This is a genomic window from Catenuloplanes atrovinosus (assembly GCF_031458235.1).
GTDB classification, from domain to species: domain Bacteria; phylum Actinomycetota; class Actinomycetes; order Mycobacteriales; family Micromonosporaceae; genus Catenuloplanes; species Catenuloplanes atrovinosus.
Genome location: NZ_JAVDYB010000001.1, coordinates 5685002 through 5701421 on the forward strand (window position 1 = coordinate 5685002; position 16420 = coordinate 5701421).

Consider the following 16420-nt stretch of genomic DNA (forward strand, 5'->3'; position numbering starts at 1 on the left):
CGGATGGCCACACGCGCCGGCGTACGGCTTGACGTACACAGCCGCTATCGACATCTGTGAACTCGACCGCGGGCTCGCAGCCGAGTCGGCTCAGCAACGGTCGACTACAGCCGCGTCGGATCTGCCGAATTGCGGATGTCTGATCTTTCCGTCGTAGGTCGTTGTTGATCGCCGATTGGTCCAAGTGGATATTGCGGTTGGATCGGTGCTGGCGGAATGCGGGGGCCGTTCGGTGGGCGCGGTTGGCTGGATGTGTGGTGGCTGGTGTCTGGTTTGCGGCTGTTTGCTGGTAGCGGATTGTGCCATGGTTCGGGGCTATGGGTGATGGGGTGGCGGTCGCGGTTCCGGTGCGCTTCGGTGGGGTCGCGGTGCTGGCTGAGGCTATGCCGGTGTCGCGGCCGGCGGGGTCGGAGGAGACTTCGGTTGCGTCGCAGGTGATCGCCGCGTACGTGCGGGCCGAACAGACGGTGCTGGGTGTGGCGGGGACGGTCGTGCGGTTGGGGCGTGCGGTGGCGTCGCCGTCACAGGTGCAGGTGCAGTTCGGGGTGAGTGTGGCCGTGGAGGGCAGTGTGCTGGTCATGAAGGGCACGGCGGGTGCCACGCTGGCGATCACGCTGACTTATGACGTCCCCGCCGCCTGATATTCCGGGGTTCCTGGGCCGTGTCGTCGACGCCGGCGGTACGGCGGTGGGGACCTGTTTCCAGGTGTCTGCGGGTGTGCTGGCGACGGCGTGGCACGTGGTCAGGGACCTGGGTTCGGATGCGCCGGGTGCGCGGGTGTTGGTGGGGCAGTTGGCCGGCGGTGAGGTGTGGCCGGCGGTGGTACACGCGGTGGATTCGATGCGTGACCTGGCGGTGCTACGCGCCGACCGCCCGTTGGCCGCCTCGGTGCCCGGGCTCGTCGCGGTGGCTGCGGTGAAGCCGGCGGAGATGATGGCCGTGCAGGGCGTGTCCGAGTTCGAGAACGACAGGCCGTTCGCGGTGTCGGCGACGACCGGCGTGTGGCAGGGCTCGGCGCTGCGCGAAGACGGTGTGGCCGTCGGGCAGATGGATGCGGCCGGCCTGGTGCTGGGGATGTCGGGTGGTCCGGTCCGCCGGATCAGTGACGGCATGGTCGCCGGTGTGGTCTCGGCACGCTACATCCCGGCGGCGGGTTCAAGCCGGTTGCGCGACGCGGTGTGGGTGGCTCGGGCGGATGACCTGCGGGTGTTGCTCGCCGATGTGGCCGACGTCCGTCTGCGGCAGGCTCCCGCCGGTGAGCTTGTCGAGGTCACCGTGACGGTCAGCGACACGGAGGTGTCGGTGGTCGGTGGTGGCCGGTCGGAGTCCCGGGCGCACGACGGTGTGCCGGTGGCGTTGAAGATGGCGTGGGAGGCGCTGACCCGCGCTCGTGCGGGACTCGGCGGTCAGCGGCATGTCGCTGCGGACACCGGTATCGCGGGGCCGGTGCAGGCGGCGACCGCGGAGGTGGGCCGGCTCTTGACCGAGGCGTTCTTCGCTGAAGGCCCCGGCAGGCTGCTGGCGAGGATTCTGGAGGATGCGCGGTCGGCCCACCGGCCGGTCCTGATCGGGTTGCGGGTGCCGGGCCCGCTGGCGGCGCTGCCGTGGGAGACCGTCCGGCCGTCCGGCTCGGAGCGGCCGCTGGCGTTGGACCCGCTGGTGCGGGTCTTCCGCCAGGTGGACGCTGCCGGTTCGCCGCCGTCGTTGCCCGGCCCGCTACGGATCCTGGTGGCGATCGCGTCGCCGCTGGCGGGCGGGGGTCAGGTGCTCGGCTATGAGCGGGAGCTGCGGAATGTGCTGACCGCGGTCCGCGCCGCGCGTGCCGATGCCGCTGATGTGCGGGTGGTGCCGTTCGCCACGACCGCGGAGATCCGGGCCGCGCTGGAGCGGTATCCGGCGCACGTGCTGCACCTGTCCGGCCACGGCGGGCCCGGCCGGCTGGAACTTGAGGACGCGGAGGGAAACGCCCGCTCTGTGACCGCCGCCGAGTTGATCGACGAGGCGGTGCCGGCCGGCCGGATGCCCGTGGTGTTCGGCCTGGCCGCCTGTCACACCGGACGGGAATCGGCCGCCGGGGACCCGTCGTTCGCGGCCGGGCTGATCGCCCGCGGTGCCGGTGTCGTGATCGGGACCGAGACCTCGATCTCCGACGGGTACGCCACGACGCTGTTCGCCCGCATCTACGGGCGCCTCGCCGCGTCCAGCGCCGCCGGCCAGGCGGCTGACGTGGTCACCGCGGTCGCCGAGGCCCGCATCGAGGTCCAGCAGACCCTGACCGGCTCCGGCGACGTGCGCCGGCAGACCCTCGCCGGGTTGCAGGAGTGGGCGACGGTCTCGGTCACCGCCCCCGCCGGGACGGTGCCGTTGATCGACACCGGCCGGCCCCCTGAGCCGCTGCCCCCTGTGGAGCGTGCCGGCGTGTTGCGGCGGGAGGTCGGCGAGGTCGTCGGCCGCCGCCGGGAGCAGCGCCTGTGGCCCGCCGAACTCCTCCAGGATGCACGGGCCGGGCTCGTGATCCACGGGCTGGGTGGGGTCGGGAAGACCACGCTCGCGGACGAGTTGGTCGCCCGGGTGCGGGAGCGGGAGCCGGAACGGATTCCGGTGGTCGTGACCGGGCAGATCAGCGGCGAAAGCCTGCTCGCGTCCCTCACCACCCCCCTCGCTGAAGCGCTGCGCGGTACCCCGGCGACTCATCCGGTCTGGACGGTGCTCGCGCGGGTCGCCGCCACCGAGCAGCCTTTGGCGGTACGGATGACCGCGCTGCTGGAAGCGCTGCTGCCGGCCGTGCCGGTGCTGCTCGTGCTGGACAACTTCGAGGACAACCTCGACGGCACCGGGCAGCGGCCGGTGCACGACCCGTCCTTGGCCGCCGTGCTGTCTGCCATCGCGACCCAGCCTGGCCGGTGCCGGATGCTGATCACCAGCCGGTACCGATTCACCCTGCCCGGCCGCGCGCACCGGCTGCTGGCCTTCCACCAGTTGGGGCCGCTATCGCTGGCCGAGACCCTCAAACTCGTCTGGGTGCTCCCGGCCCTCGACCGGCTCGCCCCGGCCGACATCGAGCAGGTCTGGCGTGCCGTCGGCGGCCACCCCCGCTGTCTGGAATACCTGGACGCGCTCCTGGCCAAAGGCACCGCCCGCTACACCGACGTCACCACCCGCCTGCTGGCCGGCGTCGAAACCCGGCTGCGCACCGCCGGGACCGCCGACGACGCGGACGTCACCGATGAGGCGATCGACGACTACCTGTCGGCCCACAGCACCCTCGACACCGCCCTCGCCGAGGCCGCCACCCTGGCCGCCGACGACATCCTCCTCGACCAACTCCTCACCGCCCTCGCCGACACCCCCGACGCGGCCCGGCTACTGCTCGGCGCCTCCGTCTACCGCCACCCCGTCGGCCACGCCGCGCTCGCCTTCCAACTCGGCCGGCCGGACCCCACCATCGAGCCCGCCGCCCACATTCCCGGTATCGACCAGCAGATCAGCGAGCTACTCACCTCAGCTGGTGTTGACCTCACCCAGCCGCTGGATGTCGACGGCCTGTCCGCCATGGTGCGCATGGGTCTCGACCAGCTGCTGGACCAACGGTTGCCCGTACCGCCCGTCCGAGTCGAGGCCGACCTCGGCACGCTGCTGCGCCGGTGCGCCGACGCCAGCCTCATCACCGTCATCGACCCCCGCAAAGCTGGTGGCGGCCCGCACGTGTTCGTCCACAGGTGGACCGCCACCGAACTCACCCGCCGTGCCATCGGCGACCACCGCCAAAAAGACCTGGCCACCGCACACCGCAACGCCGCCGCCTACTGGCAATGGTGCGTCGACCACTGGCCCCAACCACCCGCCGCCGACGCCGACGACCTCCGCGAAGCCCACCACCACCTCCACATCGCCAACACCCTCACCACAGCACCCGACCACGACACCATCGCCACCACCGCTCAACGTCTCCAGTACCTCCTCGGCCAGCTCGGGCAACGCCACGAAGCCGCCACATACGCCCACGAACACCTCACCCACCGCCGCCACCTCCACACCCTCCAACCCACACCACAACGAACAGCCGACCTCGCCGGCGCCCTCAACGACCTCGGCATCCGGCTGTCGGCGCTGGGGCGGCGGGAGGAGGCGCTGGCCGCCACGGAAGAGGCGGTCGAGGTGAATCGGCGGCTGGCCGCCGCGAACCCGGCCGCGTTCGAGCCCGACCTCGCCGCGTCGCTGAACAACCTCGGCGCCGATCTGTCGGGGCTGGGGCGGCGGGAGGAGGCGCTGGCCGCCACGGAAGAGGCGGTCGAGGTGCGGCGGCGGCTGGCCGCGGCGAACCCGGCCGCGTTCGAGCCCGACCTCGCCGCGTCGCTGAACAACCTCGGCGCCGATCTGTCGGGGCTGGGGCGGCGGGAGGAGGCGCTGGCCGCCACGGAAGAGGCGGTCGAGGTGCGGCGGCGGCTGGCCGCGGCGAACCCGGCCGCGTTCGAGCCCGACCTCGCCGGGTCGCTGAACAATCTCGGCATCCGGCTGTCGGGGCTGGGGCGGCGGGAGGAGGCGCTGGCCGCCACGGAAGAGGCGGTCGAGGTGTATCGGCGGCTGGCCGCCGCGAACCCGGCCGCGTTCGAGCCCGACCTCGCCGGGTCGCTGACCAACCTCGGCATCCGGCTGTCGGGGCTGGGGCGGCGGGAGGAGGCGCTGGCCGCCACGGACGAGGCGGTCGAGGTGCGGCGGCGGCTGGCCGCGGCGAACCCGGCCGCGTTCGAGCCCGACCTCGCCGCGTCGCTGAACAACCTCGGCGCGATGCTGTCGGAGCTGGGGCGGCGGGAGGAGGCGCTGGCCGCCACGGAAGAGGCGGTCGAGGTGCGGCGGCGGCTGGCCGCGGCGAACCCGGCCGCGTTCGAGCCCGACCTCGCCAGGTCGCTGACCAACCTCGGCGCGATGCTGTCGGCGCTGGGGCGGCGGGAGGAGGCGCTGGCCGCCACGGAAGAGGCGGTCGAGGTGTATCGGCGGCTGGCCGCCGCGAACCCGGCCGCGTTCGAGCCCCATCTCGCCGCGTCGCTGAACAACCTCGGCGCGATGCTGTCGGAGCTGGGGCGGCGGGAGGAGGCGCTGGCCGCCACGGAAGAGGCGGTCGAGGTGCGGCGGCGGCTGGCCGCGGCGAACCCGGCCGCGTTCGAGCCCCATCTCGCCGGGTCGCTGACCAACCTCGGCGCCGATCTGTCGGCGCTGGGGCGGCGGGAGGAGGCGCTGGCCGCCACGGAAGAGGCGGTCGAGGTGTATCGGCGGCTGGCCGCGGCGAACCCGGCCGCGTTCGAGCCCGACCTCGCCAGGTCGCTGAACAACCTCGGCAATGGGCTGTCGGCGCTGGGGCGGCGGGAGGAAGCGCTGGCCGCCACGGAAGAGGCGGTCGAGGTGTATCGGCGCCTGGCCGCGGCGAACCCGGCCGCGTTCGAGCCCAACCTCGCCAGGTCGCTGTGGGCGTTCGCGTGGGTATGTGTGAAATCGAAAGCCAATTGGATAGAAGCCAGGGAGTTGGTCACCGAGGCCATCAACCTCTACGAGCGGCTGATACAACGATTCCCGCAAACGTTCGCCGGAGAGCTGCTATCCGCATACCGGACGCTGGCGGACGTGCTGGACGGCCTCGGCCAGGCAGACGAGGCTGCCGACTTGCGCCGTCAGCTCAACAAGGCAGCCGGCGGAAGCAGCCCGGACCGAACTGACTGACCCGCCTACGCCACCGAGGCGGCCATTGTGCACCTCGCAGGGCCGCCACCAACGATGCCACCGCAGCCGATGGGACCAATGCTGGCGGCACGGCCGATGATCAGCCCGGCTTCGCCCGGGAGACCCATACCACCACGAAAAAGAACGGGTCGACGGGACCCGCCGTGACCAGGGAACGCACGCCCATGCCCCGGAGCTGGGGCCCGCCGGAGGCGGATCTTAAAGCCGCGCCGAGGCCGATCATGGCGACCAGCCCCAGGTCCATGCCCACCTGAATCCGAACCCGAGCACCAGGTAAGGCTGGCGATGTCGTCCCAGCCGCGACCGACGGGCAGAGGCGGTCGAGTGGCTCACGATCCGGCGCACAGCGCCGCATCCGCCGGGACCCGCATTGAGCCCGGCCGGAACCGGCAGGGAGGAGCGCCAGCGACGACCGGTGCCCGCGGGAGCATGCGGACCGCAACCACGCCGGAAGCGGGCACATAAAAAGAACCCGCCGGCCTCGGAAGAGACCGGCGGGTTCGGGAGAACGACACAAGCGTCAGTGACGCCCGCTACCGACTTCCTCGCGCTTCGCGGAGGGGTCGACCGGTGGGTGTCCCGGTGAGACGGGAGCCTCGACCGGCTTCTCGATCGGGAAGAAGAAGCCCTTGATCGCCGGGCCGAGGGCGCCGACGCGGTTCATCTTCTTCGGTACGACCCAGCCGGTGTATTCGAGGTGGGTGTGGCCGTGCTCGTCGGGGGCGGCCAGGGGCTGGTGCACCTCGACGAAGCGGCCGTCGGGGAGGCGGCGGATGATGCCGGTCTCCACGCCGTGGGCCAGGACCTCGCGGTCGTGCTGCTGGAGGCCGAGGCAGATGCGGTAGGTGATCCAGTAGGCGATCGGCGGGACGATCAGCAGGCCGATGCGGCCGGCCCAGGTCATCGCGTTCAGGCTGATGTGGAACTTGTCCGCGACCACGTCGTTGCCGCCGGAGATGGTGGCGATGATGTAGAAGGAGACGGCCATCATGCCGAGCGCGGTGCGGTGCGGGTTGTCGCGCGGGCGCTCCAGCAGGTTGTGGATGCGCTTGTCGCCGGTGAGGCGCGCCTCGATCGCCGGGTACAGCATCGGGAGGACGATCAGCACGCCGAGCAGGACGCCGGCGGGCCAGAACATCGGCGGGATGACGTAGCCGTCGCCGATCGGGAGGTAGATGTCCCAGTCGGGCATGAGGCGGACCAGGCCGTCCATGAACATGACGTACCAGTCGGGCTGGGAGGCCGAGGAGACCTCGGACGCCCGGTACGGACCGAACAGCCAGATCGGGTTGATCTGGAAGGCGCCGGCCATGAACGCGATGACGCCGAAGACGGCCATGAAGAAGCCGCCCTGCTTCATGGCGTAGCGCGGGAACATGCGCTCGCCGACCACGTTCTCGTTGGTCCGGCCGGGGCCGGGCCACTGGGTGTGCTTCTGCTGGAAGACCAGGCCGAGGTGGGCGGCGATCAGGCCGAGCAGCAGCGCCGGGATGATCAGCACGTGCGCGATGAAGAACCGCGGGATGATCAGCATGCCCGGGAACTCGCCGCCGAACACGGAGCTGGACAGCCACGAGCCGATGACCGGGAAGGACAGCATGATCGCCGAGGCGATGCGCAGGCCGGTGCCGGAGAGGCCGTCGTCCGGGAGCGAGTAGCCGGTGAAGCCGGCGAAGAAGCCCAGGAGGAACAGCGTCACGCCGATGACCCAGTTGGTTTCACGCGGCTTGCGGAACGCGCCGGTGAAGAACACCCGGAACATGTGGATGACGATGGCCGCCATGAACATGAGCGCGGCCCAGTGGTGCATCTGCCGCATGATCAGGCCGCCGCGGACGTCGAACGAGATGTCCAGCGACGAGGCGTAGGCGGCCGACATCTCGGTGCCACGGAGCGCCGTGTAGGAGCCGTTGTACACGACCTCCTGCATCGACGGGTCGAAGAAGAGGGTCAGGAAGACACCGGTCAGCAGCAGGACGACGAACGAGAAGAGCGCGATCTCGCCCAGCAGGAAGGACCAGTGGTCGGGGAACACCTTGTTCAGCAGGCTGCGCAGTGGGGTCGCCACCTGCAGCCGCTCGTCGGCACCGCGCGCCACGTTGCCGGGCACGGCGCCGATGTCGAGCTTCCGGCGTTTCATGGCCGCTCCCAGAAGTCCGGCCCGACGGTCTCCTTGTAGTCCGACTTCGCCACGAAGAAGCCCTCGCTGTCGACGTCGATCGGCAGCATCGCGAGCCGCTTGTGGGCGGGGCCGAACACTGGTCGGGCGTTGTCAATGATAAGGAACTGCGACTGGTGGCAGGGGCAGAGCAGCCGGTTCGTCTGCTGTTCGTAGAGGCTGGCGGGGCAGCCGGCGTGCGAGCAGATCTTGGTGAAAGCGACATAGTTCCCGTAGTACGCACCACGGTTGATCTCGTCGGCGTCGGCCGCGGCCGCCGCCTTCTGCGCGTCGTCCTCACGCAGGTGGATCAGCAGCGTGGGCGAGTCCGCCCACTCGTTGGTGGCGCCGTGGTCGATGCCGGGGAAGACCGTGATCTGGCCGCCGGCGCTGACGTCCTCCGGCCGGACCGGCGTGCCGTCCTCGCGGACCAGGCGCACCAGGTGGCCCTCGTTGTAGACCGGGTTGAAGCCGGTCTTGAACATCGACTGGCGCTCGTCGCCGTGCGGGTCCTTGATCAGGCCACCGATCAGCGGCGCCGCCGCGACCACGGCCACCGGCGCGAGGCCCAGGCCGATCGCGCCCTTGAGCAGCGGGCGGCGCTTGAGGCCCAGTTCGTCCAGCATGTAGAGCGCGGTCTCGCCGGTCAGCTTCTGCTGCTCCGGGTCGGTGCCGACGTGCCGGTCCTGGACCGAGATCTCGTGCGGCAGCAGCTTCTTCGCCCAGGTCAGGATGCCGAAGCCGATGCCGAGCAGCGCGATGCCGAGCGTGACGCCGAGCAGCGGCGTGTAGTAGTTGCTGAGCTGGTCCGCGCCCAGCTCGTACCGCCACGGCCAGAAGATGTAGACGCCGAGGAACGCGAGCGAGGCGACGCCCGTGATCAGGAAGAACGTGGCGATGATCCGCACCATCCGCTTCTCGGCCTTGCTGCCGGGCGGAAACTGCGGCTCGTAGTGCACGATCTCGATGTCGTCCCGGCGCGCGCCCTCGCGCACGATGTCGAACCGGGAGAGCTTCGGGTCGTTGATGTCCACCCGCTCGGTGGACGGACTCTCAGTGCTCACGACTTCCCCGCAATCCAGAGGCACGTGAAGACCAGCGCCGTGATGCCGACCAGGAAGATGGCCAGGCCCTCGGTGATCGGGCCGAAGCGGCCGAGGTTGAAGCCGCCCGGGTCGCCGCCGTCCTGCAGCTGGCCGGTGATGTAGGTGATGATGTCGCGCTTCTGGTCCGGCGTCAGCTGGTTGTCGCCGAAGACCGGCATGTTCTGCGGGCCGGAGAGCATGGCCGCGTAGATGTGACGCTCGCTGACGTCGCCCAGCGCGGGCGCGAACTTGCCGGACGAGAGCGCGCCGCCACCGCCGCCGAAGCCGTGGCAGGAGGTGCAGTTGAGCCGGAACAGCTCGCCACCGCGGGAGAGCGCCTCCGGGTCCGCGTTGATGTCGTGGGTCAGCGGGCCGTCCGGGATCTCCGGGCCGCCGCCGAGCTCCTGGATGTACTGCGCGAGCTGCTGCGCCTGCTCGTCGTTGAACTGCGGCATCTTCTCCTCGGCCTGCGCCTCCTGGCGGACCATCGGCATGCGCCCGGTCTCCACCTGGAACTCGACGGAGGCGGAGCCGACGCCGATCAGGCTCGGGCCGCGGCCCTCGATGCCCTGCGCGTTCCGGCCGTGGCAGGTGATGCAGCTGTTGTCGAAGAGCTCCTTGCCCTGCTGCGCCGCGGTGGAGAGCGCCACGTCCTCCTGCGCCTGGACGCTCGGCGCGAGGAACGTGTAGACGCCTCCGGCGAGCATCAGCGCGGCGACCAGCCGCACCGCGGCACCGGCGCGCCGGCGGAGCTTGCTCGGCGGCGAGTTACGCCCACGGCGCCACCGCGAGCGGAAGCCGCCGCCGCGGCCCGCACGCCGGGCGGGGGAATCAGAAGTCATGGCAAGGAGTCCTTACGCGGTGGTAGACCGTTCGTGCTCAAGGGACGGGGCGGTGGCCCAAAATGTGACGCCGGAGTCGCTCACTGAATCCAGTAGATCATTAGGAACAGGGCGATCCACACGACGTCGACGAAGTGCCAGTAGTAGGACACCACGATCGCGGCGGTGGCCTGCGCAGGGGTGAAGCGGCCCATCGTGGTCCGGATCATGAAGATGATGAACGCGATCAGACCGCCGGTGACGTGCAGACCGTGGAAGCCCGTGGTCAGGTAGAACATCGAGCCGTAGCCGTCTTCGTTGATCTTCACGCCGTGACCGACGAGCGTGATGTACTCGTTCACCTGGCCGAGCACGAAGACCAGGCCCATCACGAACGTGATGGTGAACCAGCGCCGCAGCGAGTGCACGTCGCCGCGCTCGGCCGCGAACACGCCCATCTGGCAGGTGACCGACGACAGCACCAGGATCACGGTGAAGGTCGTCGCGTACGGGATGTTCAGCGCCTCGGTGTGGTGCTCCCACTGCTCGGGCGCCGCGGCCCTGATGGAGAAGTACATCGCGAACAGGGCCGCGAAGAACATCAGTTCGCTGGAGAGCCACACGATCGTGCCGACGCTGACCATGTTGGGTCGGGTCAGCGAATGGATCCGGCTCTTGTCAATGGCTGCCGCAGTCACGGGGTCATTATTGCCCCATACGTGGGGCGGAGAACGTCGGGGTGGCAATCTTGGTGCGTGTCGACCCTTTTCCCGGGCCGGACGACGCCCGCCTGAGCGCGGGGCATAGCCTCGATGACGTGCCTCTCGTCGATCGGAACCCCCTCGCGACCTCGGCCTACCCCGTAGCATCGGGGGTGGAGCCGCTGACCGGCACGACGTTCTTCACCGAGGCCAGCCTGGACAGTCCGCTGGCGGTCGGCCTGGTGGTGGGCGCCGCGCTCTACCTCTACGGGGTGTACCGGCTGCGGCTGCGCGGCGACCGGTGGCCGGTGCTGCGCACGGTCTGCTTCCTGGTGCTCGGCTTCGGCTGGGTGGCGCTGGTGACGCTGAGCGGGCTGCACGCGTACGACACCTCGGTCATCTCGGTCCACATGATCCAGCACATGGTGCTGTCGATGGTGGCGCCGATCTTCCTGGCGCTGGGCGCGCCGGTGACGCTGGCGCTGCGGGTGCTGCCGAAGCGGCCGAAGGCCACGCTGCTGGCGGTGCTGCACAGCCGGCTGGCGCGGGTGGTCACGTTCCCGCTGTACGCGTACGCGATCTTCGTCATCAACCCGTTCGTGCTCTACTTCACCGGGCTCTACCGGCTCAGCCTGGAGAACGCGTTCGTGCACGAGCTGGTCCACCTGCACTTCCTGGCGACCGGCTGCCTGTTCTTCTGGCCGCTGCTCGGCCTGGACCCGCTGCCCGGCCGCTGGCCGTACCCGGGGCGCGCGCTGCTGATGCTGCTCTCCGTGCCGTTCCACACCGTGCTCGGGCTGACGATCATGCAGAGCACCACGCTGCTCGGCGGCGACTGGTACCCGAACCTGGGCCTGACCTGGCTCGACCCGTACACGGACCAGAAGACGGCCGGTGGCATCCTCTGGGCCGGCGGCGAGATCGTCAGCGTGACCATGCTGGGCGTGCTCATCCTGCAGTGGATCCGGCAGCAGGAGCGCGAGGCCCGCCGGGTGGACCGCCAGCTCGACCGCGAGGAGGCCGCCGCCGCGCGGGACGCGAGCAACGAAGAGCGTGCCGGGGCATCCCCTTCCGGCGGCTGACGAGTAGCATCCGCACGACGGCTGCGACGCACTTCACAGGCGCCTCGGCCGCCGGAAACGCACCCGGACCACGGATCGGAGCGGAGCGGATCATGAGTAGTGGCGAGAGCAACCCGCAGGCGGGCACCTACACGGTCCTGCTCTACAGCGACGACCCGGCGGTGCGCGACCACATGCGCCTGGCGATCGGCACCCGCCCCGCGCCGGACCTGACCGTCGAGTTCGCGGACGCCGCCAGCTGGGAGGAGTGCCGCCGGCTGGTCGACGAGTACGAGATCAGTCTGATGGTGCTCGACGGCGAGGCCTCGCCGGCCGGCGGCATCGGCATCGCGCGACAGGTCAAGGACGAGTACCAGGCTCCCCCGCCGGTGATCGTGGTGATCGCCCGTGCGGCGGACCGCTGGCTGGCCGCGTTCGCCGAGGTGGACGCCACCCTGGTGCACCCGCTGGACCCGGTGGCGACGGGCCGGGCCGTGGCGGCGCTGCTCCGCTCCGGCAAGGCACCGCAGGTCACCAGCGCATAACAACCGACAATTCCCCCCTTAGATCCTCGGGAGACCCACGATGGGCGAACGGACCTGGCCGAATCTGCTCACCGCACTGCTGCGAGCCGACGAGCTGTCCACCGAGGACACCTGGTGGGCGATGAACGAGATCGTCACCGGGAACGCGACGCCCGCCCAGGTGGCCGGCTTCGCCATGGCGCTGCGGGCCAAGGGCGAGACCGCGGCCGAGCTGGCGGGCCTGGTCGACGCGATGCTGGCCAACGCGGTCCCGGTGGCGCTGCCCGAGGAGGTGCGCACCGGCGCGGTCGACATCGTCGGCACCGGCGGTGACCGCGCGCACACGGTGAACATCTCCACCATGGCCGCGGTCGTGGTGGCCGCGGCCGGCGTGCCCGTGGTCAAGCACGGCAACCGCGCCGCGTCGTCCTCGTGCGGCGCCGCCGACCTGCTGGAACATCTCGGCATCCCGCTGGACCTGGGCCCGGCCGGCGTCGCCCGGACGGTGACCGAGGCCGGCATCGGCTTCTGCTTCGCGGCCCGGTTCCACCCCGGCTTCCGGTTCGTCGGCCCGCCGCGGCGCGAGCTGGGCGTGCCCACCGCGTTCAACTTCCTGGGCCCGCTGACCAATCCGGCCCGTCCGACCGCGGGCGCGGTGGGCTGCTTCGATTCGCGGATGGCGTCGGTGATGGCCGGCGTGTTCGCGGCGCGCGGCGACTCGGTGCTGGTCATGCGCGGCGAGGACGGGCTGGACGAGTTCAGCACGGCCGCGCCCACCCGGGTCTGGATCGCGGCCGGTGGCACGGTCACGGAGCAGGTGATCGACGCGGTGGAGCTGGGGCTGCCCCGCTCGGCCCCGGGCGACCTGCGCGGCGGCGACGTGGCGTTCAACGGCGCGGCCGCGCGGCGGTTCTTCGCCGGCGAGACCGGGCCGGTGCGGGACGCCGTGCTGCTCAACGCGGCCGCGGGACTGGCGGCCCGGACCGGGCTCCGGGGTGACGTGCGGGAGGCGCTCAGCGACGGTCTGAAGCGGGCCGCCGCGGCCGTCGACTCCGGCGCCACGGAAGCGCTGCTGGCCAGGTGGGTCGAGGCGGCGACCGAGGCCAAGGCCGCCGAATAAACCTTCCAAGATCAAAATCACACGGGGGTACGGCGTGATCTACGCCGTACCCCCGCTGTGATTTGTCCGATATGCGTGACACGCCGGTGCGAGGTCCCACTTTTTCCCGACCGACGGTGGCACGTTGGAATCACATTCGGGTAATTCCCCACCCTTCCCCGAGGAGGTACCCGTGGAAGACAAAGAGATGCACTGCGTCATCTGCCAGCGGGAGATGCTGTTCGAGATCCCGCCGTGCGAGGACGACCACGGCGACGACTGCCCCGAGCTGGTCTGCACCGGCTGCGGGGCGGCCATCGTGCTGCAGCCGATCACCATGCGGGTCTGGCGGCGCACGCCCGGCAACCGGGTCGCGCCGATCCAGCGCCGCGCCGCCTGACGGCCGCCTGAGCCCGGAGACAGCGAAGCGCCGCACCCCGGTGGGGTGCGGCGCTCACTCGTGGTCCCTAGAACTCGACCGGCCGGCGGGTGCCGGTGTAGTACTCGAACAGCAGGCCGCACGCGGAGGCGATGACCGCGACCAGGCCGATGGCGATCAGCCACCACATGAAGAAGACCAGGCCCAGCGCGGTGAGCGCGCAGGACAGCGCCAGGCCGAACGGCCAGTAGCTGCCCGGGCTGAAGAAGCCGACCTCGCCGGCGCCCTCGGCGATCTCCGCGTCCGCCCGGTCCTCCGGGCGCGGGTCGATGCGCCGCGAGACGAACCAGAAGAACCCGGCGCACATCGTGCAGAGCAGGCCGGACAGGATCAGCGCGACCGTGCCGACCCACTCCAGCTGGCCGACGTCCGAGTCGCCCTGCGTCCAGAAGCCGTAGAGCGCGGCCGCGAAGAAGAGGAAGAGGGCGACACCGCCGAACATCCGATATTCAGCCTTCATGGCCGACCCCTACCTTCCTTCGCCGTCGGTCTGCGCGCCGTTGAAGTTGTTGGCGTCGCGCTTGGTCTTGAACGGCTCCGTCGTGATCGCGAACCGGTCGTCGCCGGTGAAGCCGATCGTCTCCATCGCCTGGGGCGTGGACTGACCGGCCTGCTTCGCCGCCAGGAACTGCTGGTAGCGAGCCTGGTCGACGGCGACCAGCTCGAAGTTCATCATCGAGTGGTACGTGCCGCACAGCTCGGCGCAGCGGCCGACGAACCGGCCCTCGGTGTCGATCGTGACCTCGAAGACGTTGCGCGCGCTGCCCGGCAGCACGTCGCGCTTGAACAGCAGCTCCGGCACCCAGAAGGAGTGGATCACGTCGCGGCTGGTCTCCTCGAACCGGATCTTCTGCCCGGTCGGCAGCACCAGCAGCGGGATCTCCTCGGTCGAGCCGACGGTGGAGGCGAGCACCTCGGCGTCCTCACCCGGGCCGGCCAGGTAGTTGAACTCCCAGTTCCACTTGAACGCGACGACCTCGACGACGACGTCCGGGTCCTTGGAGATCTTGTCCACATCGGTCTGCACGATGGCGGTGTAGTAGAAGAGCACGCACACCACCAGCACCGGCGTGACCGTGTAGAGCACCTCCATCGGCATGTTGAACCGGGTCTGCGGAGGCAGCTCCTCGCCGCGCTTGCGGTACCGGATGACGCACCAGAAGATCAGGCCCCACACGAAGATGCCGACCACCAGGGCCGCGATCACGGAGCCGATCCAGAGGTCGTACATCCGCTCGGCCTGAGGCGTGATGCCGCCCTGCGGCCAGCCGAAGCCACCGAAGGCCGCACCGACATCGCAGCCGCTCAGCAGGGCGACCAGCAGCACGCCCCCGAAGCCGAGCCCGGCGATCCGCCGGTTGCGGGAGCCGTTGTCCCGTCCCGTGTCCGAGGCGCGCACGCCCGAACCCTTTGCGACCACTGCTCCTGCCTCTCCTCCGCGGTACATGTTGCTCACCGCCGTGTGGTGCGACCGGCCGCTGTGGTGTCACGCCGGCCCGGCCGGTCCCGCAAGCCGGTCACCACCCGTCAAAGCGGCACCGACGACCGCAGATTACTCGACCTGGCGTCGGCGCAAGCCCCAGGGGTCGCGTGTCCGCGCTTCGTGATCACGGCGAACATCTGGACGATACCGTTTGGCACGTGTCCTCCACCGCGCAACCCGGACCTTCGGCGGCATACCTCGACGCCGCTACCGCGGTTCCCCTGCATCCGGTCGCCAAACAGGCGATGATGGCGGCGCTGGCCGACGGCTGGGCCGACCCCGGCAAGCTCTACAGCCGGTCCCGAAAGGCACGACAGCTGGTGGAGGCCGCGCGCGCCACCGTCGCGGAGTGCCTCTCGGTCCGCCGTGAGGAGCTCTTCTTCACCAGCAGCGGTACGACCGCCGCGCACGCGGCCGTGCTCGGCGGCCTGGCCGGGCGCCGCCGCGCCGGCGAGACCTTTGTGCACTCCGCGATCGAGCACTCCGCCGTGCTGCACGCGGCGTCGTCCGCGGGCGTGCCCACCACCAGCGTGGGCGTGAGCATGCGAGGGCGGCTCGACCTGGCGGCCTGGGAGGAGGCGGTCACGGCGCCGGGCGTGGCGCTGGCCGCGCTGATCAGCGCCTCGCACGAGGCCGGGACCGTGCAGCCGGTCTCCGCCGCCGCGGAGATCTGCGCGGAGGCGGGCGTGCCGCTCTACGTGGACGCGGCGCAGTCGATCGGGCGGATGGGCGTGCCGCCGGGCTGGTCGCTGCTGTCCGCGAGCGCGCGCAAGTGGGGCGGGCCGTCCGGCGTGGGCGTGCTGGTGATCCGCAAGAACGTGCGGTGGGTGTCGCCGTACCCGGAGGACGAGCGGTCGTACGTGCGTACCCCCGGCGCCGTCGATCTTCCGGCCATCGTCGCGGCCGCGGCCGCGCTGCGCGCCGTGACCAACGACGCGGCCGCGGAGGCGAAGCGGCAGTCCGCGCTGGTCGACCGGATCAGGACCGAGGTGCCGCGGCTGGTGCCGGACGTGGAGGTGGTCGGCGACCCGGTCGAGCGGCTGCCGCACCTGGTCACGTTCTCCTGCCTCTACGTGGACGGCGAGGCGCTGCTGCACGCGCTGGACCGGCGCGGGTTCGCGGTGTCGTCCGGCTCGTCGTGCACCTCGTCCACGCTGCGGCCCAGCCACGTGCTGGAGGCGATGGGCGTGCTGTCCCACGGCAACGTCCGGGTGTCGCTGCACCGCGACACCACCTCGGCGGACGTGGACCGGTTCCTGGCCGAACTGCCCGGCATCGTCGCCGAACTGCGCGCCGAGTCCGGCCTGTGACGG

Annotated in this window: 14 protein-coding genes; 7 read left to right on the forward strand and 7 right to left on the reverse strand. The window is 70.8% G+C overall.

Features of this window, described 5'->3' with window-relative positions:
* Positions 1–317 precede the first annotated feature (317 nt).
* A complete protein-coding gene (locus J2S41_RS25110) occupies positions 318–641 on the forward strand; it encodes a CU044_2847 family protein (RefSeq protein WP_310371069.1) in 324 nt (107 codons plus the stop codon).
* Positions 622–5715, forward strand: coding sequence for a tetratricopeptide repeat protein (locus J2S41_RS25115; RefSeq protein WP_310371070.1), 5094 nt, complete (start codon positions 622–624; stop codon positions 5713–5715). Before J2S41_RS25110 ends, J2S41_RS25115 begins: the two co-directional genes overlap by 20 nt.
* A gap of 100 nt (positions 5716–5815) precedes the next feature.
* Here J2S41_RS25115 and J2S41_RS25120 read toward each other — a convergent pair whose 3' ends face one another.
* From J2S41_RS25120 to ctaE, 5 genes are all read right to left on the reverse strand, one after another.
* On the reverse strand, positions 5816–5980 hold the full coding sequence (locus J2S41_RS25120; RefSeq protein WP_310371071.1) for a hypothetical protein: 165 nt from the start codon (positions 5978–5980) through the stop codon (positions 5816–5818).
* A 276-nt stretch (positions 5981–6256) separates the two neighbouring features.
* A complete protein-coding gene (qcrB, locus tag J2S41_RS25125; RefSeq protein WP_310371072.1) occupies positions 6257–7876 on the reverse strand; it encodes a cytochrome bc1 complex cytochrome b subunit in 1620 nt (539 codons plus the stop codon).
* The gene (gene qcrA, locus J2S41_RS25130; protein WP_310371073.1) at positions 7873–8958 is read right to left on the reverse strand and encodes a cytochrome bc1 complex Rieske iron-sulfur subunit; all 1086 of its coding nucleotides are present in this window, start codon (positions 8956–8958) and stop codon (positions 7873–7875) included. Before qcrA ends, qcrB begins: the two co-directional genes overlap by 4 nt.
* Complete coding sequence (qcrC, locus tag J2S41_RS25135) at positions 8955–9821, reverse strand: cytochrome bc1 complex diheme cytochrome c subunit (protein WP_310371074.1); 867 nt, start codon at positions 9819–9821, stop codon at positions 8955–8957. The genes qcrA and qcrC overlap by 4 nt, the downstream gene beginning before the upstream one ends.
* Before the next feature lie 80 nt (positions 9822–9901).
* Positions 9902–10498, reverse strand: coding sequence for an aa3-type cytochrome oxidase subunit III (ctaE, locus tag J2S41_RS25140; RefSeq protein ID WP_310371075.1), 597 nt, complete (start codon positions 10496–10498; stop codon positions 9902–9904).
* A gap of 176 nt (positions 10499–10674) precedes the next feature.
* On the opposite strand from ctaE, the gene J2S41_RS25145 reads away from it, so the two are divergent.
* The 4 genes from J2S41_RS25145 (at position 10675) to J2S41_RS25160 (ending at position 13585) form a co-directional block, all read left to right on the forward strand.
* Positions 10675–11583: a cytochrome c oxidase assembly protein gene (locus J2S41_RS25145; protein ID WP_310371076.1), complete on the forward strand. Its 909-nt coding sequence runs from the start codon at positions 10675–10677 to the stop codon at positions 11581–11583.
* A 92-nt stretch (positions 11584–11675) separates the two neighbouring features.
* The gene (locus J2S41_RS25150; protein ID WP_310371077.1) at positions 11676–12107 is read left to right on the forward strand and encodes a hypothetical protein; all 432 of its coding nucleotides are present in this window, start codon (positions 11676–11678) and stop codon (positions 12105–12107) included.
* A 40-nt stretch (positions 12108–12147) separates the two neighbouring features.
* Positions 12148–13206, forward strand: a complete 1059-nt coding sequence (trpD, locus tag J2S41_RS25155) for an anthranilate phosphoribosyltransferase (RefSeq protein WP_310371079.1) — start codon at positions 12148–12150, stop codon at positions 13204–13206.
* A gap of 172 nt (positions 13207–13378) precedes the next feature.
* Positions 13379–13585, forward strand: coding sequence for a hypothetical protein (locus tag J2S41_RS25160; protein WP_310371081.1), 207 nt, complete (start codon positions 13379–13381; stop codon positions 13583–13585).
* Between the two features lie 67 nt (positions 13586–13652).
* Here J2S41_RS25160 and J2S41_RS25165 read toward each other — a convergent pair whose 3' ends face one another.
* Together J2S41_RS25165 and ctaC are read right to left on the reverse strand one after the other, a co-directional pair.
* A complete protein-coding gene (locus J2S41_RS25165; protein ID WP_310371082.1) occupies positions 13653–14084 on the reverse strand; it encodes a cytochrome c oxidase subunit 4 in 432 nt (143 codons plus the stop codon).
* A gap of 9 nt (positions 14085–14093) precedes the next feature.
* Positions 14094–15071 (reverse strand): aa3-type cytochrome oxidase subunit II, encoded by a 978-nt coding sequence (gene ctaC, locus J2S41_RS25170; RefSeq protein WP_374728160.1) that lies wholly within the window; start codon positions 15069–15071, stop codon positions 14094–14096.
* A gap of 194 nt (positions 15072–15265) precedes the next feature.
* Here ctaC and J2S41_RS25175 point away from each other — a divergent pair, with 194 nt between their 5' ends.
* Complete coding sequence (locus J2S41_RS25175; protein WP_310371086.1) at positions 15266–16417, forward strand: cysteine desulfurase family protein; 1152 nt, start codon at positions 15266–15268, stop codon at positions 16415–16417.
* The last annotated feature ends 3 nt before the right edge of the window (positions 16418–16420 follow it).

Coding starts and splice junctions, on each gene's coding strand:
- J2S41_RS25110 (WP_310371069.1), top strand. CDS start 318: ATGGGTGATGGGGTGGCGGTCGCGGTTCCGGTGCGCTTCGGTGGGGTC.
- J2S41_RS25115 (WP_310371070.1), top strand. CDS start 622: ATGACGTCCCCGCCGCCTGATATTCCGGGGTTCCTGGGCCGTGTCGTC.
- J2S41_RS25120 (WP_310371071.1), bottom strand. CDS start 5,980: ATGGACCTGGGGCTGGTCGCCATGATCGGCCTCGGCGCGGCTTTAAGA.
- qcrB (WP_310371072.1), bottom strand. CDS start 7,876: ATGAAACGCCGGAAGCTCGACATCGGCGCCGTGCCCGGCAACGTGGCG.
- qcrC (WP_310371074.1), bottom strand. CDS start 9,821: ATGACTTCTGATTCCCCCGCCCGGCGTGCGGGCCGCGGCGGCGGCTTC.
- J2S41_RS25150 (WP_310371077.1), top strand. CDS start 11,676: ATGAGTAGTGGCGAGAGCAACCCGCAGGCGGGCACCTACACGGTCCTG.
- trpD (WP_310371079.1), top strand. CDS start 12,148: ATGGGCGAACGGACCTGGCCGAATCTGCTCACCGCACTGCTGCGAGCC.
- J2S41_RS25165 (WP_310371082.1), bottom strand. CDS start 14,084: ATGAAGGCTGAATATCGGATGTTCGGCGGTGTCGCCCTCTTCCTCTTC.
- ctaC (WP_374728160.1), bottom strand. CDS start 15,071: ATGTACCGCGGAGGAGAGGCAGGAGCAGTGGTCGCAAAGGGTTCGGGC.